Annotated in this window: 24 protein-coding genes and 1 tRNA gene; 14 read left to right on the top strand and 11 right to left on the bottom strand. The window is 45.0% G+C overall.

Translation table 11 applies throughout. From position 1 onward, the window contains the following. The first annotated feature begins 296 nt into the window (after positions 1 to 296). From gatC to PSYC_RS02510, 4 genes are all read left to right on the top strand, one after another. Positions 297 to 611, top strand: a complete 315-nt coding sequence (gatC, locus tag PSYC_RS02525; RefSeq protein ID WP_011279781.1) for an Asp-tRNA(Asn)/Glu-tRNA(Gln) amidotransferase subunit GatC — start codon at positions 297 to 299, stop codon at positions 609 to 611. A 65-nt stretch (positions 612 to 676) separates the two neighbouring features. Further along, positions 677 to 2,173 (top strand): Asp-tRNA(Asn)/Glu-tRNA(Gln) amidotransferase subunit GatA, encoded by a 1,497-nt coding sequence (gene gatA, locus PSYC_RS02520; protein ID WP_011279780.1) that lies wholly within the window; start codon positions 677 to 679, stop codon positions 2,171 to 2,173. After that, positions 2,173 to 3,702 carry an Asp-tRNA(Asn)/Glu-tRNA(Gln) amidotransferase subunit GatB gene (gene gatB / locus PSYC_RS02515; RefSeq protein ID WP_011279779.1) on the top strand — a complete coding sequence of 510 codons (1,530 nt, stop codon included), beginning with the start codon at positions 2,173 to 2,175 and terminating at the stop codon, positions 3,700 to 3,702. Before gatA ends, gatB begins: the two co-directional genes overlap by 1 nt. Positions 3,703 to 3,816: 114 nt before the next feature. Then, a tRNA-Pro gene (locus PSYC_RS02510) sits at positions 3,817 to 3,893 on the top strand. Between the two features lie 295 nt (positions 3,894 to 4,188). On the opposite strand, the gene PSYC_RS02505 is transcribed toward PSYC_RS02510, so the two are convergent. The 11 genes from PSYC_RS02505 to PSYC_RS02455 form a co-directional block, all read right to left on the bottom strand. Beyond that, positions 4,189 to 5,262 carry a tyrosine-type recombinase/integrase gene (locus tag PSYC_RS02505; protein ID WP_011279778.1) on the bottom strand — a complete coding sequence of 358 codons (1,074 nt, stop codon included), beginning with the start codon at positions 5,260 to 5,262 and terminating at the stop codon, positions 4,189 to 4,191. Next, entirely contained in the window at positions 5,169 to 5,558 is a 390-nt protein-coding gene (locus tag PSYC_RS11505; RefSeq protein WP_049750914.1) for a hypothetical protein, read from the bottom strand. The genes PSYC_RS02505 and PSYC_RS11505 overlap by 94 nt, the downstream gene beginning before the upstream one ends. Positions 5,559 to 5,676: 118 nt before the next feature. Next, positions 5,677 to 5,877, bottom strand: a complete 201-nt coding sequence (locus tag PSYC_RS02495) for a TraR/DksA family transcriptional regulator (protein WP_011279777.1) — start codon at positions 5,875 to 5,877, stop codon at positions 5,677 to 5,679. Then, the gene (locus PSYC_RS02490) at positions 5,877 to 6,392 is read right to left on the bottom strand and encodes a hypothetical protein (protein ID WP_011279776.1); all 516 of its coding nucleotides are present in this window, start codon (positions 6,390 to 6,392) and stop codon (positions 5,877 to 5,879) included. Before PSYC_RS02490 ends, PSYC_RS02495 begins: the two co-directional genes overlap by 1 nt. 3 nt (positions 6,393 to 6,395) lie before the next feature. Further along, positions 6,396 to 6,557, bottom strand: coding sequence for a hypothetical protein (locus PSYC_RS02485; RefSeq protein ID WP_187147102.1), 162 nt, complete (start codon positions 6,555 to 6,557; stop codon positions 6,396 to 6,398). Between the two features lie 40 nt (positions 6,558 to 6,597). Then, positions 6,598 to 6,810: a hypothetical protein gene (locus PSYC_RS02480; protein WP_041757489.1), complete on the bottom strand. Its 213-nt coding sequence runs from the start codon at positions 6,808 to 6,810 to the stop codon at positions 6,598 to 6,600. After that, the gene (locus PSYC_RS02475) at positions 6,807 to 7,325 is read right to left on the bottom strand and encodes a hypothetical protein (RefSeq protein WP_011279775.1); all 519 of its coding nucleotides are present in this window, start codon (positions 7,323 to 7,325) and stop codon (positions 6,807 to 6,809) included. Before PSYC_RS02475 ends, PSYC_RS02480 begins: the two co-directional genes overlap by 4 nt. Next, complete coding sequence (locus PSYC_RS02470; protein ID WP_011279774.1) at positions 7,325 to 7,678, bottom strand: hypothetical protein; 354 nt, start codon at positions 7,676 to 7,678, stop codon at positions 7,325 to 7,327. The genes PSYC_RS02475 and PSYC_RS02470 overlap by 1 nt, the downstream gene beginning before the upstream one ends. Continuing rightward, entirely contained in the window at positions 7,671 to 8,627 is a 957-nt protein-coding gene (locus PSYC_RS02465) for a hypothetical protein (protein WP_011279773.1), read from the bottom strand. Before PSYC_RS02465 ends, PSYC_RS02470 begins: the two co-directional genes overlap by 8 nt. Then, the gene (locus PSYC_RS02460; protein ID WP_011279772.1) at positions 8,624 to 8,899 is read right to left on the bottom strand and encodes a hypothetical protein; all 276 of its coding nucleotides are present in this window, start codon (positions 8,897 to 8,899) and stop codon (positions 8,624 to 8,626) included. The genes PSYC_RS02465 and PSYC_RS02460 overlap by 4 nt, the downstream gene beginning before the upstream one ends. A gap of 262 nt (positions 8,900 to 9,161) precedes the next feature. Continuing rightward, complete coding sequence (locus PSYC_RS02455; protein ID WP_011279771.1) at positions 9,162 to 9,836, bottom strand: S24 family peptidase; 675 nt, start codon at positions 9,834 to 9,836, stop codon at positions 9,162 to 9,164. 127 nt (positions 9,837 to 9,963) lie between these two features. Between PSYC_RS02455 and PSYC_RS02450 the strand changes: the two genes are divergently transcribed. The 10 genes from PSYC_RS02450 (at position 9,964) to PSYC_RS02400 (ending at position 19,299) form a co-directional block, all read left to right on the top strand. Next, the gene (locus PSYC_RS02450; RefSeq protein WP_011279770.1) at positions 9,964 to 10,218 is read left to right on the top strand and encodes a transcriptional regulator; all 255 of its coding nucleotides are present in this window, start codon (positions 9,964 to 9,966) and stop codon (positions 10,216 to 10,218) included. A gap of 41 nt (positions 10,219 to 10,259) precedes the next feature. Further along, positions 10,260 to 10,763, top strand: coding sequence for a phage regulatory CII family protein (locus PSYC_RS02445; protein WP_011279769.1), 504 nt, complete (start codon positions 10,260 to 10,262; stop codon positions 10,761 to 10,763). Further along, a complete protein-coding gene (locus PSYC_RS02440) occupies positions 10,753 to 11,769 on the top strand; it encodes a primase-helicase zinc-binding domain-containing protein (protein WP_011279768.1) in 1,017 nt (338 codons plus the stop codon). The genes PSYC_RS02445 and PSYC_RS02440 overlap by 11 nt, the downstream gene beginning before the upstream one ends. Before the next feature lie 196 nt (positions 11,770 to 11,965). After that, a complete protein-coding gene (locus PSYC_RS02430) occupies positions 11,966 to 13,666 on the top strand; it encodes a primase-helicase family protein (protein ID WP_011279767.1) in 1,701 nt (566 codons plus the stop codon). Between the two features lie 352 nt (positions 13,667 to 14,018). Beyond that, positions 14,019 to 14,420 carry a hypothetical protein gene (locus tag PSYC_RS02425; RefSeq protein ID WP_011279766.1) on the top strand — a complete coding sequence of 134 codons (402 nt, stop codon included), beginning with the start codon at positions 14,019 to 14,021 and terminating at the stop codon, positions 14,418 to 14,420. Between the two features lie 126 nt (positions 14,421 to 14,546). Beyond that, a complete protein-coding gene (locus tag PSYC_RS11315) occupies positions 14,547 to 14,993 on the top strand; it encodes an HNH endonuclease (RefSeq protein ID WP_011279765.1) in 447 nt (148 codons plus the stop codon). Between the two features lie 104 nt (positions 14,994 to 15,097). Next, positions 15,098 to 15,571, top strand: a complete 474-nt coding sequence (locus PSYC_RS02415; protein ID WP_011279764.1) for a phage terminase small subunit P27 family — start codon at positions 15,098 to 15,100, stop codon at positions 15,569 to 15,571. 6 nt (positions 15,572 to 15,577) lie between these two features. After that, entirely contained in the window at positions 15,578 to 17,323 is a 1,746-nt protein-coding gene (locus PSYC_RS02410; protein ID WP_011279763.1) for a terminase large subunit, read from the top strand. A 1-nt stretch (position 17,324) separates the two neighbouring features. After that, a complete protein-coding gene (locus tag PSYC_RS02405) occupies positions 17,325 to 18,560 on the top strand; it encodes a phage portal protein (RefSeq protein ID WP_011279762.1) in 1,236 nt (411 codons plus the stop codon). Then, positions 18,553 to 19,299 (top strand): HK97 family phage prohead protease, encoded by a 747-nt coding sequence (locus tag PSYC_RS02400; protein WP_011279761.1) that lies wholly within the window; start codon positions 18,553 to 18,555, stop codon positions 19,297 to 19,299. The genes PSYC_RS02405 and PSYC_RS02400 overlap by 8 nt, the downstream gene beginning before the upstream one ends. The last annotated feature ends 32 nt before the right edge of the window (positions 19,300 to 19,331 follow it).

Below are 19,331 nucleotides of genomic sequence, written 5' to 3'. Positions count from 1 at the left end.
TCAATTTTTTACTATCCGGTCAACTTTACGAAATCGGTTATCTGGTTAATCCTTTTTTAATAAAGGAGTACTTAGTAAAGGAGTACTTAGTAAAGGAGTACTTAGTAAAGCCGCTTTGAGTAACGATCTGAGTAAAGATTGTGCCGCAATCAAGTGTCCTGCTCTGTAAACTTCGGTCAGATGCTTTATAATAAACCCACTGTATACCTACATCTTTATATAAGTCGCTTATTTTAGCGCTTATCTGTTTTAGTCATATTCTACTTTAACAAAAACTGTCCGTAACTGGAGACACTATGTCACAGCAACCATTAACGTCTGACAACACTGTCAGCCGTGAAGAAATCTTAGAAGTTGCCAACCTTGCCCGTTTAGGTGTCGATGAAAATACTGCCGATAGCTACGCTGCTGATATTACCAAAATATTAAAGCTGATGAATACGCTTGGCAATGTTGATACCACTGACATCAAACCTTTATCGAATATTCATGAAGCCTGTCAAGACCTGCGTGCTGATGTCGCCAAACACGATATTAACCGCGAGCGCAATCAATCGGTCGCCCCTGCCGTGGAAGATGGCTTGTATTTGGTACCGCAAGTGATTGAATAGGCGGCTGTCGCTCTCTGAATTCTTATCTTATTTTATGCTATTAACATTTTGACGGACGACACCTTATGTCTGAACTTCATCTCTTAAGTACCCAGCAGCTCATTACTGGTCTGCAAGACAAACAATTTAGCAGCCTTGAGCTGACTGACCACTATATCAAACGTATCAACGCCCTTGATAGTAAGATTAACAGTTTTATCACTCATACCTCTGAGACAGCACGCACACAAGCAAAAGCGGCGGACGAGATGCGCGTGCAAGGTGATAAGCGACCATTACTTGGCGTGCCAATGGCGCATAAAGACATTTTTTGTACCCAAGGCGTATTGACCACCTGCGGTTCTAAGATGCTGCACAACTTTATCTCTCCTTATGATGCGACCATCGTCACTAACATCGATAAAGCGGGCATGATCAGTCTTGGTAAGCTCAATATGGATGAGTTTGCCATGGGCTCGGACAACGAAAGCTCATATTACGGTGCTGTGCACAACCCTTGGAACATAGGACACGTGCCTGGTGGCTCATCAGGCGGTAGTGCAGCAGCAGTGGCGGCGGGATTTGTACCAGTCGCTACGGGCAGTGATACTGGTGGCTCAATTCGTCAGCCTGCCTCATTTTGCGGCTTAACCGGTATCAAACCTACTTATGGTCGCGTCTCTCGCTTCGGTATGATTGCTTATGCCTCCAGTCTTGATCAAGCCGGTAGTATGGGACGTAGTGCCATGGACTGTGCCTATCTGTTACAACCAATGATTGGTCATGACCCACGCGATGCCACTTCTATCAAATACGACATGCCTGATTATGTACAAGATTTAAATGACGCTGCTGCCAGCGCTGGTGATAAACCGTTTGCCGGCTTGCGTATTGGTGTTGCTAAAGAATACTTTAGTAAAGGACTTGATACTGAAGTCGAACAAGCGGCTCGTGCAGCGTTAAAGAAATACGAAGAGCTTGGCGCGACCATTGTAGAGGTGACTATCACTGATCCAGAGATTACTCTTGCCACTTACTATATGCTGGCACCGGCTGAAGCATCATCGAACCTATCACGCTTCGATGGTGTACGCTTTGGGTATCGCTGTGAAAACCCAAAAGACTTGATTGACTTATACACGCGTTCGCGTTCTGAAGGCTTTGGTCCTGAAGTACAGCGCCGTATTTTGTCAGGTACTTATGCGCTATCCGCTGGTTACTTTGACGCTTATTACATCAAAGCACAAAAAGTTCGCCGCCTCATCGTCAAAGACTTCGAAGATGCCTTTGCCAATTGTGATGTGATCGCCAGTCCAACCGCACCAACAGCGGCTTATAAACTTGGTGAAGACCTCGATCCTGCAACGATGTATTTGGGTGATGTTTATACCATTGGTGTCAACTTAGCGGGTCTACCTGCGCTTAGTCAGCCGGTTGGTTTAACCTCAGCAGGCTTACCTATTGGTTTGCAATTGATTGGACAATATTGGCAAGAAAGCAAATTGCTCTCTACTGCTCATTTATTCCAGCAGCATACAGATCATCATTTGCAACACTCTACCATCGCGAAGGAGACGGTATAATGAACACAGCACCTACTACTGACAACAATGCCGTTCGCAAACACGATGTTCGTCCAGAGCTATTCGTTGATGGTTATGAAGTGGTCATCGGTATCGAGATTCACTGCCAGCTTAATACTGAAAGTAAGATATTCTCTAGCGCACCGACTGACTTTGGTCACGAACCAAACACCCAAGCCAGTATCGTTGACTTGGGTTTGCCGGGTGTCTTGCCAGTACTAAATGCTGGTGTGGTCGATCGTGCGCTAAAATTCGGTATCGGTGTTAACGCTGAGCTTGGTTTATTCAATACTTTTGACCGCAAAAACTATTTTTACCCTGATTTGCCAAAAGGCTATCAAATCACCCAGATGGCAAACCCTATCGTTGGCGAGGGTTATATTGATGTCGTTGTCAATGAAGGTGAAAAGAACGAATACCCTAAACGCATGGGGATTACCCGCGCGCATCTAGAAGAAGATGCTGGAAAATCCGTTCATGATGCCGTCGATGGTATGACTGGCGTCGATTTAAACCGTGCTGGTACGCCGCTGATTGAAATTGTCTCTGAGCCTGATATGCGCTCAGCTCATGAAGCGCTTGCTTATATCAAAGCCATTCATCAGCTGGTGACTTGGCTAGGCATCTCAGATGCCATCATGGCAGAAGGCTCATTCCGCTGTGATTGTAACGTCTCTATTCGTAAGCCTGGTGCAGAATTGGGGACTCGTACTGAGCTGAAGAATTTAAACTCATTTCGCTTTATCGAGCGTGCTATTAATCGTGAAATCGAACGTCAAATCGATATCTTAGAGGATGGTGGCAAGGTCGTGCAAGCAACGATGCTTTATGATCCCGAGCGCGATGAAACTCGTGTTATGCGTACTAAAGAAGACGCCAACGACTATCGCTATTTCCCTGATCCTGACTTGCTACCTGTGCGCATTGAGCAGCTCACGGTTGATAGCATTCGTGCAGCGATGCCAGAGCTACCGGTTGCCCGTCGCGCGCGTTTTGAAGAGGCGCTTGGTCTCTCGGAATATGACGCTCGTATCTTGACTGGTAGTCGTCAAATTGCTGATTACTTTGAAGATGTCGTTGCTGAGATTGATCAGCAAGATGCTAAGATGGCTGCTAACTGGGTCATGGGCGACCTACTTGGTGCACTGAATAAAGATGACAAAGATATCATCGACTCCCCTATCAGCGCCAAGCAATTGGCTGGCATGCTAGCACGTATTAAAGACGATACCTTATCTGGTAAATTGGCTAAAAAAGTATTTGGCGCCTTGTATGAACGCGCGGGCGGCGATGCTGATGACGCGGCAGATAAAATCATCGAAGAAAAAGGTCTTAAGCAAGAAACCGATACAGGTGCTATCAAAGCCATCGTTGAAGAGGTCATTGCTAAGAATACAGCAATGGTTGAAGAGTATCGCGGCGGCAAAGAAAAAGCCTTTAACGGCCTGGTTGGTCAAGTCATGAAAGCCAGTCGCGGTAGTGCTAACCCGCAGCAAGTCAACCAAATCCTAAAAGAGCTTTTGGATTAAGGAGAACGGCTCATTGGTTATGCTGACTGTTATAGGCAAAATACGATTGTAGATTTGGGCTAATATAAATAGCCCTTGCAATATACATAATTTTGCGTAAAATAGTCAGTCATTCGGGGCGTAGCGCAGTCTGGTAGCGCACTACACTGGGGGTGTAGTGGTCGCAGGTTCAAATCCTGCCGTTCCGACCAAGAAATACTAAATAACTCAACGGCTTAGGTCGTTGAGTTATTTTTTTGGCACAAATTTGGCACAAATCAACAGCTCATGCCCCAATTTATAGCAATCTGCTGTATAAGGCTGCTCTTACATGCTGTTTCTAAGAAGTTGAGTACAAGAATCCCTATCAAAGCCATAAACCCAAACCAGATTGTTAGAGTTAGTGGCCAATTGGTTAAGCTTTGACTCTCGCAATCCCTGCACCGCCAATCATTCTTTCTGAGCCTATTTCCACAGTCTGGGCACCGCTTGTGATTAATAAACATCTTACCTACTCCCCGTATTTAATTTAGCAATCTCACTACGCGCTTTCGATACATCGATCCAGCGCGCATATCTAGTCTCAAGCGTTCTCACGCTATGGCCGGTTTGTTTGGCCACAAAGTATATATTCAATCCATCCGTTAAACAGTTAGTTATAAAAGTATGGCGCGTCGTATAAGTAGCACGATGTCGTATGCCGGTCGCTTTCATCGCTTCAGTCAGCGCCCGTCTTGGCGTCTTATCTGTTTGCCAAGCACTATTAATAAAGCGCGGCGACATAAAAAGACGATCACTCACAGCTGATTTGATACGTTTTAATCGCTTCAGCGCATCTTCACTGCGTGCATTAAAAAACACATCACGATATTCAGCTGTCTTGGTACGATTAACCAGCTCACCATCACTCATGACTTTACTGACTTTGATTAGTCCCGCATCCCAATCGATATCATCCCAAGTCAGTGCGAGCAGCTCGCCTGTGCGCATACCTGTCCAGAATGCCAATTCAAAATATAGCCAATATACCGCTTCATCTTTACCGTGTTTGTCATGCAACCAGGTAAGCAGACGCTCCATTTCATCACGGCTAAATGGGTCCGGTGGCGGTGATTGATGCTTGGTGTTTTTTATCTTATCGACTGGGTTGGTATGGATGACGCTATCATCTAATGCAATACCAAAAACCCCACGCAAGGGGATCAGATTGTTATTACGCGTCTTTTCGCTAGACCAAATAATGTCCGCTATCAATGTGCGGACTTCTTTTGCGGTAATGGTATGGATTTCGCGTTGGTACCAGGGCGGTATCCAGTATCTATCGAGGGACTTTGCGTATTCACGCAAGGTGGCTTTACTGACATCTGACTGTTTCAGGTAAAGCCTAGCGTAATCTAAAAAGGTAGGAGTGGTTTTTGGGGCATCATCGTTACCGCATAACTCATTGATGATATCTTCAGTAAGTGTGCCCCATTTGGCATGGTCTGCTAAGCGATTTCTGATAACAGACGCGGTGGTGTAGCCCCGATCAGTTGCGGGGAGCTTTTCAAGCGTTTGCCAGCGCCTCTTTTTGTGCCACATCCACCAGATACGGATAGTACCGTTTCTTTCGGTGACGCCTGTGGGCAGCGATTTGCTGCTTGCTGACTTGCCCAATTGTTATACCCCGCAATACTATAATAGAGGCGACCATCATCAAACTTAGCCCAGACAATGCCTTCTGGCCACATTTCATGCTTGCCGCGTAACGTTGATTGCTTGATACCAGTGATTTGCTCAAAGCGCTCAGCCTGTACCCAATCAATCAACCCGCCACCATTTTGTATTACTTCGATAAGCTGGTCAATAATTTGCGGAATATTAGTTGTATTAGCCATCTTAATCACTCCTCTTTTCTAAATTCAACCACTAGCAACCAAATGATGCTGGTGATAAGCATGCCTAGCGCTATCGATGCGCCTACGATGGCAAATAAAGTATTCATATAAATAAGCATCACTTACCCCTTTTTTCAAACACGCTTTGGCAATCCACACAGAGCGTAACCCCGCCCATCGCTTGGCGTTTAGCGGGGATATCTTCGCCGCATTCCATACATTCTGTCAGCGACGGTTTATCAAATTTTGGTGCGCGACTTAGGCAGTGAGCCATTGTTAAGTCAACATAGTCGTTTGCGCGATCAGCATCATCAGCCATTAGTCTGCCACCTCTTCAAATTCAATAACCCAAACCCACGGATTTGAATCCCAACCCGTGTCATCATCAAGTTGCTTAGCATCCCAATGACTCGAAAATACAATCTGCGCTACTGATAAAGGTTGATCCCGCAAAGGCGCTTCAATATCAAAATGATTTACGCCTTCAGCAACAGCATCTTTATGTGATATGTCCTGCAATTGCTCTATTCGGATAGCAGTTATTTTTAGACCTAATCTGATCATTCGTCCACTGCTTGCGCCTTGTAGATTTAAAATATCGCCTACCGCACCATAAGGACATTTAACCAACAAATCATCAGAGGGTAGTGTTGTGTCTGAATCATCCGTTTCATACGCTTTCCAGCCTTTTCCGTAGTCAATGAAGCGCAACCCAACACCTTCCACCTTCGGAATAATGACTGACCTATGCTGCGTCTTACCGCCATGTAAAATTGCTCTAACTTCTTGAGCATTTAAAATAACTGGCTGCTTTTCAATATTTTTTATACTCATAACTTACCCCATCTTCTCAACGTTCGCTTCGATACGCTTGTAGCCGATACCGTAGCGATATTCTATTTTCATGCCACGGTCAGCCAGGCGACATGCCCGACCGATTAAGTGACTACCAGCACCACACGCGCCTACGATTTCCCAGCTGTGCGTGTCTACTTCCAACCAGCTCAAACCGTAGCCATTCGCTGCAAAGGTGATTCTTTTAATCTTTTTTGTCATTACTTGTCTCACTTGCTTTAATCATTGCATCGGCCCAATCGCGGATCTCTTTTAAACGTTCTAGCTCAAATTTTTTGACAATGTAATAATCATCGCGCTTTGGATCTCTTTGATTTTGACGTTGCAGCTTGATAAAAAATTGGCCGTCTTTGATAAATAGGTGCGCTCTGCGCGTTAGAGATAATGTTTTACTCATCGCGTTAACTCCCGCAATATCAAGCTTTTAATCGTACCGGCTGCATATAACTGACCGTTTTTACCATCCGTCTCGACGACATGATGATTGCGTGTGCCGTAGTGCACTTTGTCAGTCGTCAGATACGTCTCATGCTGAGCCACTTTTTTATGCTTATCACTACGCTGACTGACTTGACGCTGATAATTAGCAAGGGAGCAAGTGAGTAAGATACTGATATCCGGCGTGATGCCTTCTTCTTCCCAAAGCGGCTGAATTAGACGACGTTTGATTGCTGAGTCAGTATTGCGATGCTTGTCAAACAAGATGACGTCTAAATGCATGTAGTTGCCAAGGACATAATCATCATCAAAATTCACAACATCGATACTGCGCTCGAGACTGAGTACATCGGTGAGGATGCCTTGAGCATTCAAGCAGCGCTGCACACGGTCGCATGCCGTCGTTACACCGATATGCGCCGCACCACTGACATTAATCAGTAAAGGGCCCGATTTACGCTTACTTATAGACATTACGCTACCTCGCTGTGTTCGCTATTGGCGGCTACAATGTCAAGTAGCGGCTCAAGGTTGATGTTTTGTGCGTATGCGCTACGCAAATCGGCTTCGAGATATACGAGTGTTGACCAACTCATTCTCTTAATACCGCACTGCTTCTGTGAGACTTGCCTAATGATCAGGCGTAATTGCGCAGCGACATCGAGCATGGTTTGCTGGTCGCGTAGTTGGCTTGGCTTGGAAATATGAGCCCGCCACTGTATGTTGGCATCGCGCAAGGCGATACGGCTGACAGTGTTGCTAAGCTTGGCGCTTTGGATAAGCGATACTAGGATAGCGCTCGGCTTGATGTTGGCGATATTACGCATAGCAAGCCTCCAGTGCCGCGCGGAATGCTGGCAGTTGGTCTTCGGTGATGGTGCGGACTTCACGGTTTCTCACATTTGATGCGGTATAAGATACGCTTACTGTGTTTTGTAATAGCCACGTGTCTTGAGATAAGAAACAAAAAGTGAAATTGGTTTTCTCTTCATTAAGTGCAGTTAAAAACCCAATTTTTGCGTTCCTATCAATAACAATATCCCACGCTATTAATTTATCACCGCCAATCGCATAGTCATCCTCGCTAAAACGATCCATGCTATGCATGCGCTGGATTAAAACGTCAGATAGGTTTTTGATAAAGATAAGCGGCATATCAGCTTGAGTGATTTGGGGTACTGATTTTGATAGCAATGCAGATTGCAATTCATCGACTATGATATAGCTAGCTTCCATGCCTTGGATAGTAGGCACGCTTTCGCTTAAATAATCGACATCGTTGACAGTTTCGCGGTCAATCGCGCTATCTTGCCAGTCGGTAGTGTCAAAGACCCCATCTATTTGGTGCATATCGCAACCCGAATCGATGAAGTATCTTTTCGCCTCCCCAAGTCTTAGTGCTGATTTTTTATATTGATAAAGAAAAGCCCTGCCATCCCCGTCGACGGCGGCCGATTGATATTTTTCATCTTGCCCTTCAAACACCCACTGACCCATCTGCTTAAGCGCAGGGTGTGGCGCATCATTTGCCGCGTCCGCTTGCATGGTTTTTAGCAAACCATCTGGACGTGACATTTCTTTTATTTGGTTAGAAATAGCGCCCGCTATAATTTGTCCAATTCGGCTATTAGACTTTTTCTTAGATTCAGACCATAAGCCACTGTCTCTAGCGCTTAAGTTCTTATTAACTTCGTCCAGCTTGTTTTTTAATTCGCCGATTTCAGCTTTGGTTTCGTCATCAAAGCGAATCTGAAAAGTGCTGATTAATTGGCTCATTGCTCACCGCCCAACGACATAACAACGATCAACAAAACGCACAAAGCCATAAGCATACGAGTGTTTTTGCACGCATGCTTATAGCTAAGTTGTGTATTAGTCAGTTGTTGTTCGACAGTTTGAAGCTGCTGATTTCGCTCAGCAAGTATGTTTTGGAGGCGATTGTTCTCGTATTGAGCACGCGGCGTTTGTACTTTATGATTGTTATCACCTTTAACTGAAGTTACGGTGACAGTATCAATATCGCGTTCAGGTTTATATTTATCTGACATGACGTTATACCCGTTTTGTTGATTACGGGTATATATTAATCATTTGTTGTTATTAATGTCAAATCTTTTGTTGTTTAAATTGAAAATAAATAAAGACAAACAACAAAATATGTTTAAAAATTCAAAGGATATCGCTAATCAAACTCGTAAACCTCAATATATACGCACCATCCGCGCTTTAAAGGGTTGTCTTTTGAGACTGGCTTAGCATACGCAAAGTAATGTTCAGCCCAATACTCTATCCATGGTCTTGAGCTCATTCTTACATCTCCTCACACTTAGTATCAAATAAATCTAAATCATCACGCAATCGACTTGGCGGTTGTATCTCAACAAAAGGATTTAACACATCAACATCTTCACAATTAAAAGATATTCTTTCCATTCCATTTACTGATATTAAATTAACAATACCATGTTGGCAGCTCACGTACTCTTTAACCATATTGCGACCATCTTTCAAAACGATATGCACATATTCACCTGAGCACGCCTCTCTGCTAGGATCAAAGACTATATACCAGCCTGAACGAATAGCGGGAAACATGCTATCGCCTACAGCACGTATAACATAAGCCGAATCACTGGCATTATTTACTTCTAAGTATCCATCGCCGCCAGCGCCCATATAATCTAACTCCGACCAAAAACCGTTATCCCCCATCTGGGCAGACCCTTTCACAGGTACATACTTAATTAATTTTTTAGCGGATTTAGCCTCTTTTTTCGTGTTAATCATTTCACCAGCGCCACTTATAAGCCAATCGATATCGATATCAAGTGCTTTTGATATTTGAGCCGAGTATGAACTTTTTTTACTATCTCTATTTTCTAGTGTAGATAGTGCTTGCTGAGTCCATCCAATAAGTTCAGCAAGCTCCCCTTGTTTAAGACTTCTAAACTCTCTCGCTTCTTTAACTCGATGTCCAAGTGCCATAACTGTTGCCCTCCGTAATTACTATTAATTTAAAACAAATGAAGTTGCAAAGCTAACAACAAAAGATTTGACATAATTAACAACAAATGATTAAATACAATAAAATTAACAACAAAGGATTTACATCATGAGTAGTAAAACAATCACACCTAAACAAGCTCTTGCCAAAGCAGTTAAAAAAGCTGGTGGTCAAACTGAGCTTGCAAACCTAATCGGCACTAAACAACAGAACGTTTGGCAGTGGCTAAACAGAGATGGCAAAGCCTCTGCACGATATGTCTCAAAAATCAGTGAAAAAACGAATATTCCTAGCTATGAGCTTCGTCCTGACATATTCCCCGCTCCAGCAAACGATCCAAGTAATCAACAACAACTAGCTTAACGCTAAAGCCAAAATAAAAGAACGACAATAACGGGGGCAATATGTCGAAGCAAAAATATACAGCAGCAGAGCGTGCTGAAAACTGCGTATTGGATTTGGAAGCAGCGGTCTATCAAGCTGCCATGAAGCCGCGTGGCACACTAGGCGGTATCTGTGAGACATTTGGTCTTAACTACAATACAGCTGCACTACAAGTTAATCCAAACCGCACTTCTCACACTTGTCCGCCTTTACTTATCGAGCAACTGCTAAATGCAGCGCCAAATTCAGGGCTAATCATGGATGCTATCTGTTGTGCTCATGGTAGAGCAGGATGGTTTTTATTGCCTGACCCTAACGACGAAAGCGAAATAATGACAGACATTGGCGAGCTTGGTCGTAAGTCAGCGGATGCTTTAGCAATAATACTACAAGCATATGCCGACGGAATTATTACACCAGATGAGTTCAAAGCAATGGAAAAAGTCGCTCATGCATTAATGAGCCAAGTCCAAACTATTATGGAAATCGCCAAGAGAGATATGGAGAAGAATAATGTCAGATAAACGTACTCCACTAGATTTTGAAGCCATACGCGCCGGAGCGGTTGGCAACTACGTCTCGACGATATTCCCTGCTGCTGGCATTGCTTTTAGCAAACCTGCACATCAGCATCAAGCGTGCCCTATGTGTGGTGGCTCAAACCGATTTCGCTGTGATGACAAGCGCGGCGAAGGCACTTGGATCTGCTCGCAGTGCGGCGCTGGCAATGGCTTTATGCTGGTTAAAGAGTTTACCGGTCTTGATGTGCATGAAACCAATAAGCTAATCGCAGGTGCTATCGGTCTTGACGCAAGCAGCGAAGTGACTGATGAGCAGCGCATCCAATGGCAATCACAGCAAGTCGAGCGTGAGGCAGTTGAGAAAGCCGAAAAGCGCCAGGCTCGCATCGATGCTGCCAGTCGCGCTCAAAGCATCTGGGATAACGCCAAACCTGCTGCTGACGATCATCCTTATTTACTGCGCAAAAATGTCTCAGCCATTGGATTAAGCCAAGACGCTAATGATAATTTAATCATTCCCATGTATTACCACAATGCTGATAAACAACAAATAACACTGGTCAACGTACAGACCATTGCACCTGATAGCGATAAGCTGTTTTTAAAAGGCGGCTTGGTCAGTGGTGCTTACTTCACCATTGGCAGCCCTGCCATGTTCAGCGCGGGTATCATACTGATATGTGAGGGCTACGCCACTGGCGCTACTGTGTTTGATGCAATGAGCTACAGTCTGCCTGTCATCGTTGCTTTTAACGCCCACAACCTAATTCCTGTCACTCAATCAATCCGTGCTCAATATCCTGATCACCGCATTATCATCTGTGCTGATGATGACAGCGCCACTGCTATCAAGATGCGTGATAAAGACATCGCAGCCGGTAAAGAACCAAAACCCCTTGTTGAATACAATGCTGGCATACGCGATGCCAAACTGGCGGCACTGGCAGTTAATGGCGAGTTAGTTGTACCCAGTTTTGATATGTCAGATATCGATAAGGACGCAGCATGAGCTTATTAGAAAAAATAGGCGTCTACCTATACTTAGTCGCTATCATCCATATCTGCGGGCTACAAGCCTACGCATTTATAACTAACCAACACAAAATACGAGTCGGCAAACGACTATACCGTTATCAAGTTTATGCTGTAACTTTATGGTCAATTGTTTTACTTGTAACACTGTTTTATAGCGAGGTCATCAACTAATGCAAGGCAAACAACATTCAGATTTCAACGACCTCGCTGCCGCTTCTGGACTTAATGAAGTAGCCCGTCAAATCAAGCATGCACTGGCGAACCAATCAATAGTGACCCAAGCTGCTAATGATGATCACAGCACTACTGATGCGCCTATACCACAGCATAACGGCAATGTACCCGCTGATGTTGAGCAAGAAATGCGCTTGGCCAATATGATCAAGCGTTACGCCCAAATCACCGATATCGGCAAAGTAACTAACAAAGTCTATGACACTGAGCAAAAGATTGAATACACCAAGACTCAGTTTGCTAATGAAATTGGCAATAAGAAATTAGCGGCGCGTTGGTGGGAAACGAAGCATCGTAAGATTGCAAAGTCAGAAGTCGCCAAAGACCTTGATGTGATGATGGCTGTTGAAGCTCAATCGATGTTTCAGCGTTACTTCCTTATTTACGGTACCAAAGAAGTATGGGATGACGTTGAGCGTATTCGTTTGCCAGTCGATACCATCAAGCTAGCGCGTCCTAATGAGTATGAGATTTGGCTTAAGTCAGAGGCACGCATTACTATCAAGGCGGATAACATCTGGTTTGACCCAACACGTACCAAATCACCCAAACACGACAAAGACATCGCTATCAATACATTTGACGGTCTACCATTAAAGCCGATTGAGACTGAGCTAAGTGACGCTGCTGCCATGTGCAAGCCGATCACCGACCTACTACTACACCTCTGCGAAGGCAGTAAAGAAGTCTATGAGTGGGTGCTTAGATGGTTAGCTATACCGTTACAACAACCTGGTACCAAGCTTGATACCGCCCTTATCTTTCATGGTGAGATACAAGGCGCTGGTAAGTCGTTATTCTTTGACCGTGTTATGACTCGCATCTATGGCGACTATGCTGTCACGCTGGGGCAAGGTCAGCTTGATTCTAGCTACAATGATTGGGTATCGGATAAGCTTTACGCACTATTTGAGGAGATATTTAGCGGTAACGATAGTCACAGTCAAATGGGCATGGTTAAACAACTCATTACCGGAAATACAATTTATATTAGCAAAAAATTTATGAGCGGTTGGCAACAAGACAACTTCGTCAATGCCGTCTTCTTATCAAATAATATGAAGCCGCTATCGCTTGAGCAAAATGATAGGCGTCATGTCGTCTGCTATCCACAACAAAAGATTCCCGAACCCATTCTAAATGATGTCGCGACAGCCTTAACGGACGCAGATGCTAAGATGTTACGGGCTTTCTACACTTTGCTTATGTTAACTGATTTAAAAGACCAGACAGCACATACACCTGCAATCATAACTGCCAGTAAAAATCAGCTTATCCGGTTGAGCCAACCTAATTGGGAAGTTTTCTACGATGACTGGGTAAAAGAGGAGTTTGATATTCCTTATTGTAGCTGCCTGAGCACTGACTTATATTTTGTATATCGCAACTGGTGCCACCGTAACGGTGAGAGGCCAACTACTGAAACCAAAGTAATGACATATATTGGTAGACGTGAGCACAAAACCCGCTTAAAATACAAAACACCAAATATGATGAGCGCCAAACAATCAACAATTATCGCTATCAATATGCCACATGAACATCCATCTGGTAAATGTAGCACCCAACAAGACTGGTTAGGCTCCCACATTCAAAAATTTAAGTCAGCAATCAACGCGACTTATGATCCAAAGTGATAAGTAGGTGCAGGGTTGTAGGGTTAGGTTCATAGTTAAATACAAACCCTGCACCTCTACAAGCCAATAATACCAAGCGATACAAGACCCTGTAGCATACGTTGCAGGGTTTTTGCTTGTGTGCGCGCGGGAAATAAATAAATAACTTAAATATATCTAATATTAATCACTATATAATTTTTATCCCGTGCGGAATTATAACCCTACTACCTATACAACCTATGCACCTATCTCTTATAAGTTAGTATTTACAAGGTCTGTAGAGGTTCAGGGTTTAAAGTACAACCCTGAACCTTTGACACAACCCTGCACCTGTATATATATTGGCTATAAATAACGGGGGATATTTATCATGAGACAAGAATACTTAAGAGCAGCAGCCGAAGCTTACGCAAACCTAAGCGACCTGCAATCAGATTGCTATCACTATCTAAACGATGGCTTCCCTGAGTCTGTCCAACCTCGTTTGGTGACTGCTTACACCGCGCTACTAACTACAGAGATACCCAGTAAATATATAAACAAGATAGTACGCACCGCTTTAGTAGAATGGCAGTACCCAATCAACGAGACAACCGGCTACGCTTTAAGTAATAATGAACGAGCAGCATTTGCTGGAATGTCTAAAGCAACATGGTCACGGCATCAGATGTCTGATTACATTAATTTTATCCTGAATAATATGAGCCTGAACGCAGCAGCAGCAAGGGCTAAGATACAGTTACAGCTAGTAGGCTACTCAGAGCCTACTTGAATAATGGAACAGTTTGACCTATTATTTCTCATATTCGAAGTACCTGCCCAATCATAAAGCAGACAATCAAACATCACCAGTTAAGCCCGTTGCCCCCGCAGTGGGCTTTCTTTTTGGACAATCCTTATGCCCTTGATGCCCACCACGCTTTGCAGCCATGCAGGTTGCAATGCTCGCGCGGTCGGCAATGGTGTGTGCAGGATACATAAGCCTAAAGCTAAACGCCAAGCGCCAAACCAAATCAAGCAAGCCGAACCCGCCAAGCTTAAGCGTATCGACCATAGACTGTCCGCCTCCCAACGTGGCTACGATGTCCGATGGCGCTCAGCTCGTTTACTATTTCTAAACGATGAACCATTATGCAGACACTGCATAACACAAGACATCACTAAAGGTGCTGATGTAGTCGATCACATCCTACCGCATCGCGGCAATCAGGAATTGTTTTGGGATCAGACAAACTGGCAGCCACTGTGCTATCCATGTCACTCAATCAAAACAACGACAGTCGATAATAAATTATCTGACTACGATATCGCCCAGCTTAGGCAGGGAGGGTGGGGTAAAAAGTAAACATGATTCCCCCCAGAGACCATCGCCCCCAAGCTTTTTTTCACGTGGTCAAAACTCTTTAGGGGGTATACCCCCTCAAATAATAATCATTATCAGGTGACACCATGGCCCGTCCACGCAAACCGACGCAGCTCAAAGTGTTGCAAGGCAGCCGTGTCCGTAGTGACCGTGAGGCTGCCAGCAATGCTGCACAGCCAACAATAGCAGTACCACCCTGCCCCGACTGGTTAGACGCCAAGTCGCGTAAGCAGTGGGACAAAATCGCCCCGCAGCTGGTCGCGCTTGGATTACTGTCAGTTATCGATGGCGACTTGTTTGGGGCTTATGCTGAGACCTCAGCGCGTTATGGTGACGTCTGCTCCAAGCTCGAAAATATTAAAGACTGGATTGGTACTACTCCAAACGGCTTTGAAGTTCAGACCGCATTGGTCAGCATCCGTAACACACTACAAAAACAGCTTATCTCATTAGGTCGAGAGTTCGGCCTATCCCCAGCTGCACGCTCCAGTATCAAAGTCGATGTCTCCCAGCCAGGGTTGTTTGGTGATGACGAATTTAAGGATTTTAAACAGGGTTAAAAAACTATGTCGGACGTTATTGCTTACGCTAATATCGCTACGCAATACGCCACAGATGTAGTTGACGGTACGACTGACGCTTGTGTATACGTGCGCCAAGCATGCCAACGTCACTTGACGGATCTCGACCGCGCAAAGAATGAATCCGCATTTGAGTTTGAATTCAACAGTCAGCTGGCCGCAAAAGCTTGCCGATTCATAGAGCTACTGCCACACGTCAAAGGTGAGCTAGCAAACCGGCGCGAACTAATACTACTTGAGCCTTGGCAAATATTTATCATCGCCAATTTATTTGGCTGGGTCGATTTTGATGGCAAACGCCGTTTCCGCTATGCATATGTCGAAGTACCTAGGAAAAACGCTAAGTCTACACTGGCTGCTGGCATCGGATTATATCTCGGATTTGCAGACGGTGAGATGGGTGCAGAAGTTTACTCAGCTGCTACCACCCGCGACCAAGCACGAATAGTTTTTGAAACCGCGCAAAGCATGGTACGCAAACGCCCCGATATGCAAAAAGCGATGGGCATAGAGGTGTCGGCTCACGCTGTCAGCTCTATTGCTACTGCATCAACATTTAAAGCCGTCAGCCGCGATTATGGTGGCAATCTTGACGGTCTAAACGTTCAAGGCGCTCTCATCGATGAGCTACACGCTCACAAATCAAATGATACGTATGAGGTAATGGCCACCGGTATGGGCGCACGTGAGCAACCACTCCTATTCGCTATTACGACGGCGGGGTTTATCTTAGATGGGGTCTGCTATGAACAGCGGACGCTAGTCACTAAAGTTTTATCAGGACTTGAGTCACATGACCGTTATTTTGGCATTATCTATACGATAGATGAGGCTGATGATTGGCGTGACCCACAAAGCTGGCGCAAGGCAAACCCAAACTATGGCATATCAGTACATAAAGATGCATTACAAGCGGAATATCAGCGTGCTGCGATCAGCCCTGATGCACAAGCTGACTTCTTAACCAAGCATTTATGCGTTTGGGTCGCCGCTCGTAGCGGTTGGCTCAACATGCAAGATTGGGATGACGCCGCTGACAAGACTTTAGTTGCTGGGCTTTTTGATAAATACCCATGCTTTGGCGGTCTTGATTTGGCGTCCAAAGTCGATTTGGCAGCGCGTATCAAACTATTTGTCAAAAAAATAGATGATGAATCTCATTACTACTTATTTGCTAACTTCTACATTAACCGCGCACAGTTGGACAACGCCAACAACGCAAATCAAAAACGTTTTATCGAATGGGAGCGCCAAGGTTGGCTCACAGTCACTGATGGCAACATTACTGACTTTGAAAAAATCGAACGCGATATCATTCACGATTCAACGCAGTATGACATGCAGGAAACGGGTTACGATCCTTTTAATGCGACCTATTTAGCCATGCGTCTTAATGAGCAAGGTCTCAATATGGTTGAGGTGCCGCAGCGTGTCGCTTACCTCAGCGAACCGATGAAACATCTACAAGCGCTATTAACATCCAAGCGCGTGCATCATGATGGCAATCCTATACTGCGCTGGTGTATGGGCAACGTCACTGTCAAAAAAGACGCCAATGACAATGTCTTCCCTCGTAAGGAATCAGATGCCAATAAAATTGATGGCGCTGTCGCTGCCATCATCGCGACCAACCGCGCCCAGTATTATGACGAGACAGGCGATTTGCCTAGTAAAGATTTTGAATCGCAGCTGGGCGACTACTTAACCGACTTTGTAAGCTTTAGGGGATAACATGGCAATCATACAAAGCGTCGCCGCATGGTTTGGTTACGCGCCGCGTGACCCCGTGGACGGTAATCAAAACGCGGTTAGAACAGTTACTAAAACCGCTAAGCCTGTCACCTTTGACAGCGCTATGACAGTCACTGCTGTCTTTGCATCGATAAGACTACTGGCTGAAACCATCGCTAGTATGCCCATCGAGATGTATACCAAAGATAAAGACGGAACGCTAGACGCTAAAGCGGATCACGATCTCATTAAGCTACTCAGATATAAACCCAATAAGCGTCAAAACCGTATTGAGTTTATGGAGCAGCTAATGCTGAACCTAGTCAGTGATGGTAATGCCTATGTCAGAATTACTCGAATAGGCGAAAAAAACTCTCGTATCATTAGCTTAGATATTATCAACTCTTCTAACATGACAGTCATTCTGAAAAATGATGAGCTTATATATCGTCATCAAATCACCTCTGCATTCAGTCGAGACTTTAAAGAATCTGACATCTGGCATGTAAAGCTATTTGGCAACGGCATAAAAGGCCTTTCGCCGCTGCAACATGCCACCAAAGCAGTCGCTGTCGCTGATGCATCAGACGACAAAATCACGTCGCTCATGCGTAATGGTGCTAAGCCCACTGGCGCATTGATGACAAAAGGCAACCCTACTGCTGAACAGCGTACCGCACTTCGTAACGAAATGGCATCGTTGACTAGCGGTGATGAAACTTTTATGCCAGTACTACCACTTGATATGAAGTTTGAAGCCATAAGCTTGACGCCAAGTGATATTGAATTATTGGCCACTCGTCGCTTTAGCTTAGAAGAGATTGCCCGTATGTTTGGGGTGCCAAGTATTTTGATTAATGACAGCACTCAATCAACGAATTGGGGCAGCGGTATTGCCTCAATCATCGAAGCTTTTCATAAGTTTAACTTGCGGCCCTATCTTGAGCGGCTTGAATTATCGATGTTGACTTCATTAGTACCGAGGAAAGATTGGGACCGGTACCAGTTTGAGATTGATGCTGATGCTATCTTGCGTTCGAGTCGAAAAGAACGGGTTGCAATGTATAACACTGAAATATCGACAGGTCAGCGCACACCGAATGAGATACGTCGCGCTGAAGGTTGGAAGCCACAAGAAGGCGGCGACAACCTTTATATGCAATTGGGCTTTGCACCGCTTAGTGTCGTCGCCAAACAGCCACCACCAAATCAAACAAAGGATACCAGCAATGAATAAGCACTCACTGCAAACGATGAGATGTCGAGATGGTCGCAGTGAGCTGCTGCAATCTGTCAGTACGCGCCGCATGCCTATCATTGATACTAAGATACGATTTGCTGAGCCTGGCAAAGACGGCGCCGCAACTTACACGTTTGAAGGCTACGCGGTCAAATGGGACAGCATCAACTTACATGGCGAAAAATTCGCCCGTGGCGCGTTCTCGGATATGATTACTGCATTCGAAAATGACGCTAAAACAGTGCATATGTACTACAACCACGGTTGGCGCAACATGTTTGACCTTAATGCTGCCATGCGTGTTGGTCGGTGGGTAGAATTTGAGGAAGACGACATCGGGCTGCGCGTCAAAGGCGAACTAACCCAAGGCTTGCCATTGGCAACCGCAGTCGGCGCCATGATGCGACACCTGACTGTTGATGGCTTGTCTATCTGTTTTTACAACCCAACTGAAATGGATTATGAAGAGCAAGAGGGTCACATTCTTATCAAGCGCGCAGATTTATTTGAAATCAGTGTCGTTGATGAGCCAAGCGACCGTAGTGCCCGCGTCAACCGACAGTCTGAGACCATTAACAATCTAGCCGATGAGCGTGATGCTTGCGACATGCTGACTAAGCTAGGGCTCGACCAAGCCGACGCACGACATTTTATTACCAAACTCGACAGCATCATGGGCACCAGCGCTGATGATACTAGCAAAGATAACGACCCGTTTGCCTTTTTAGACTCTTAACCCATCTTTTTTAACCCCAATCAAACCCTAAC

Source organism: Psychrobacter arcticus 273-4, from assembly GCF_000012305.1.
GTDB lineage: Bacteria > Pseudomonadota > Gammaproteobacteria > Pseudomonadales > Moraxellaceae > Psychrobacter > Psychrobacter arcticus.
This window is presented reverse-complemented; position numbering and strand designations above follow the sequence as displayed.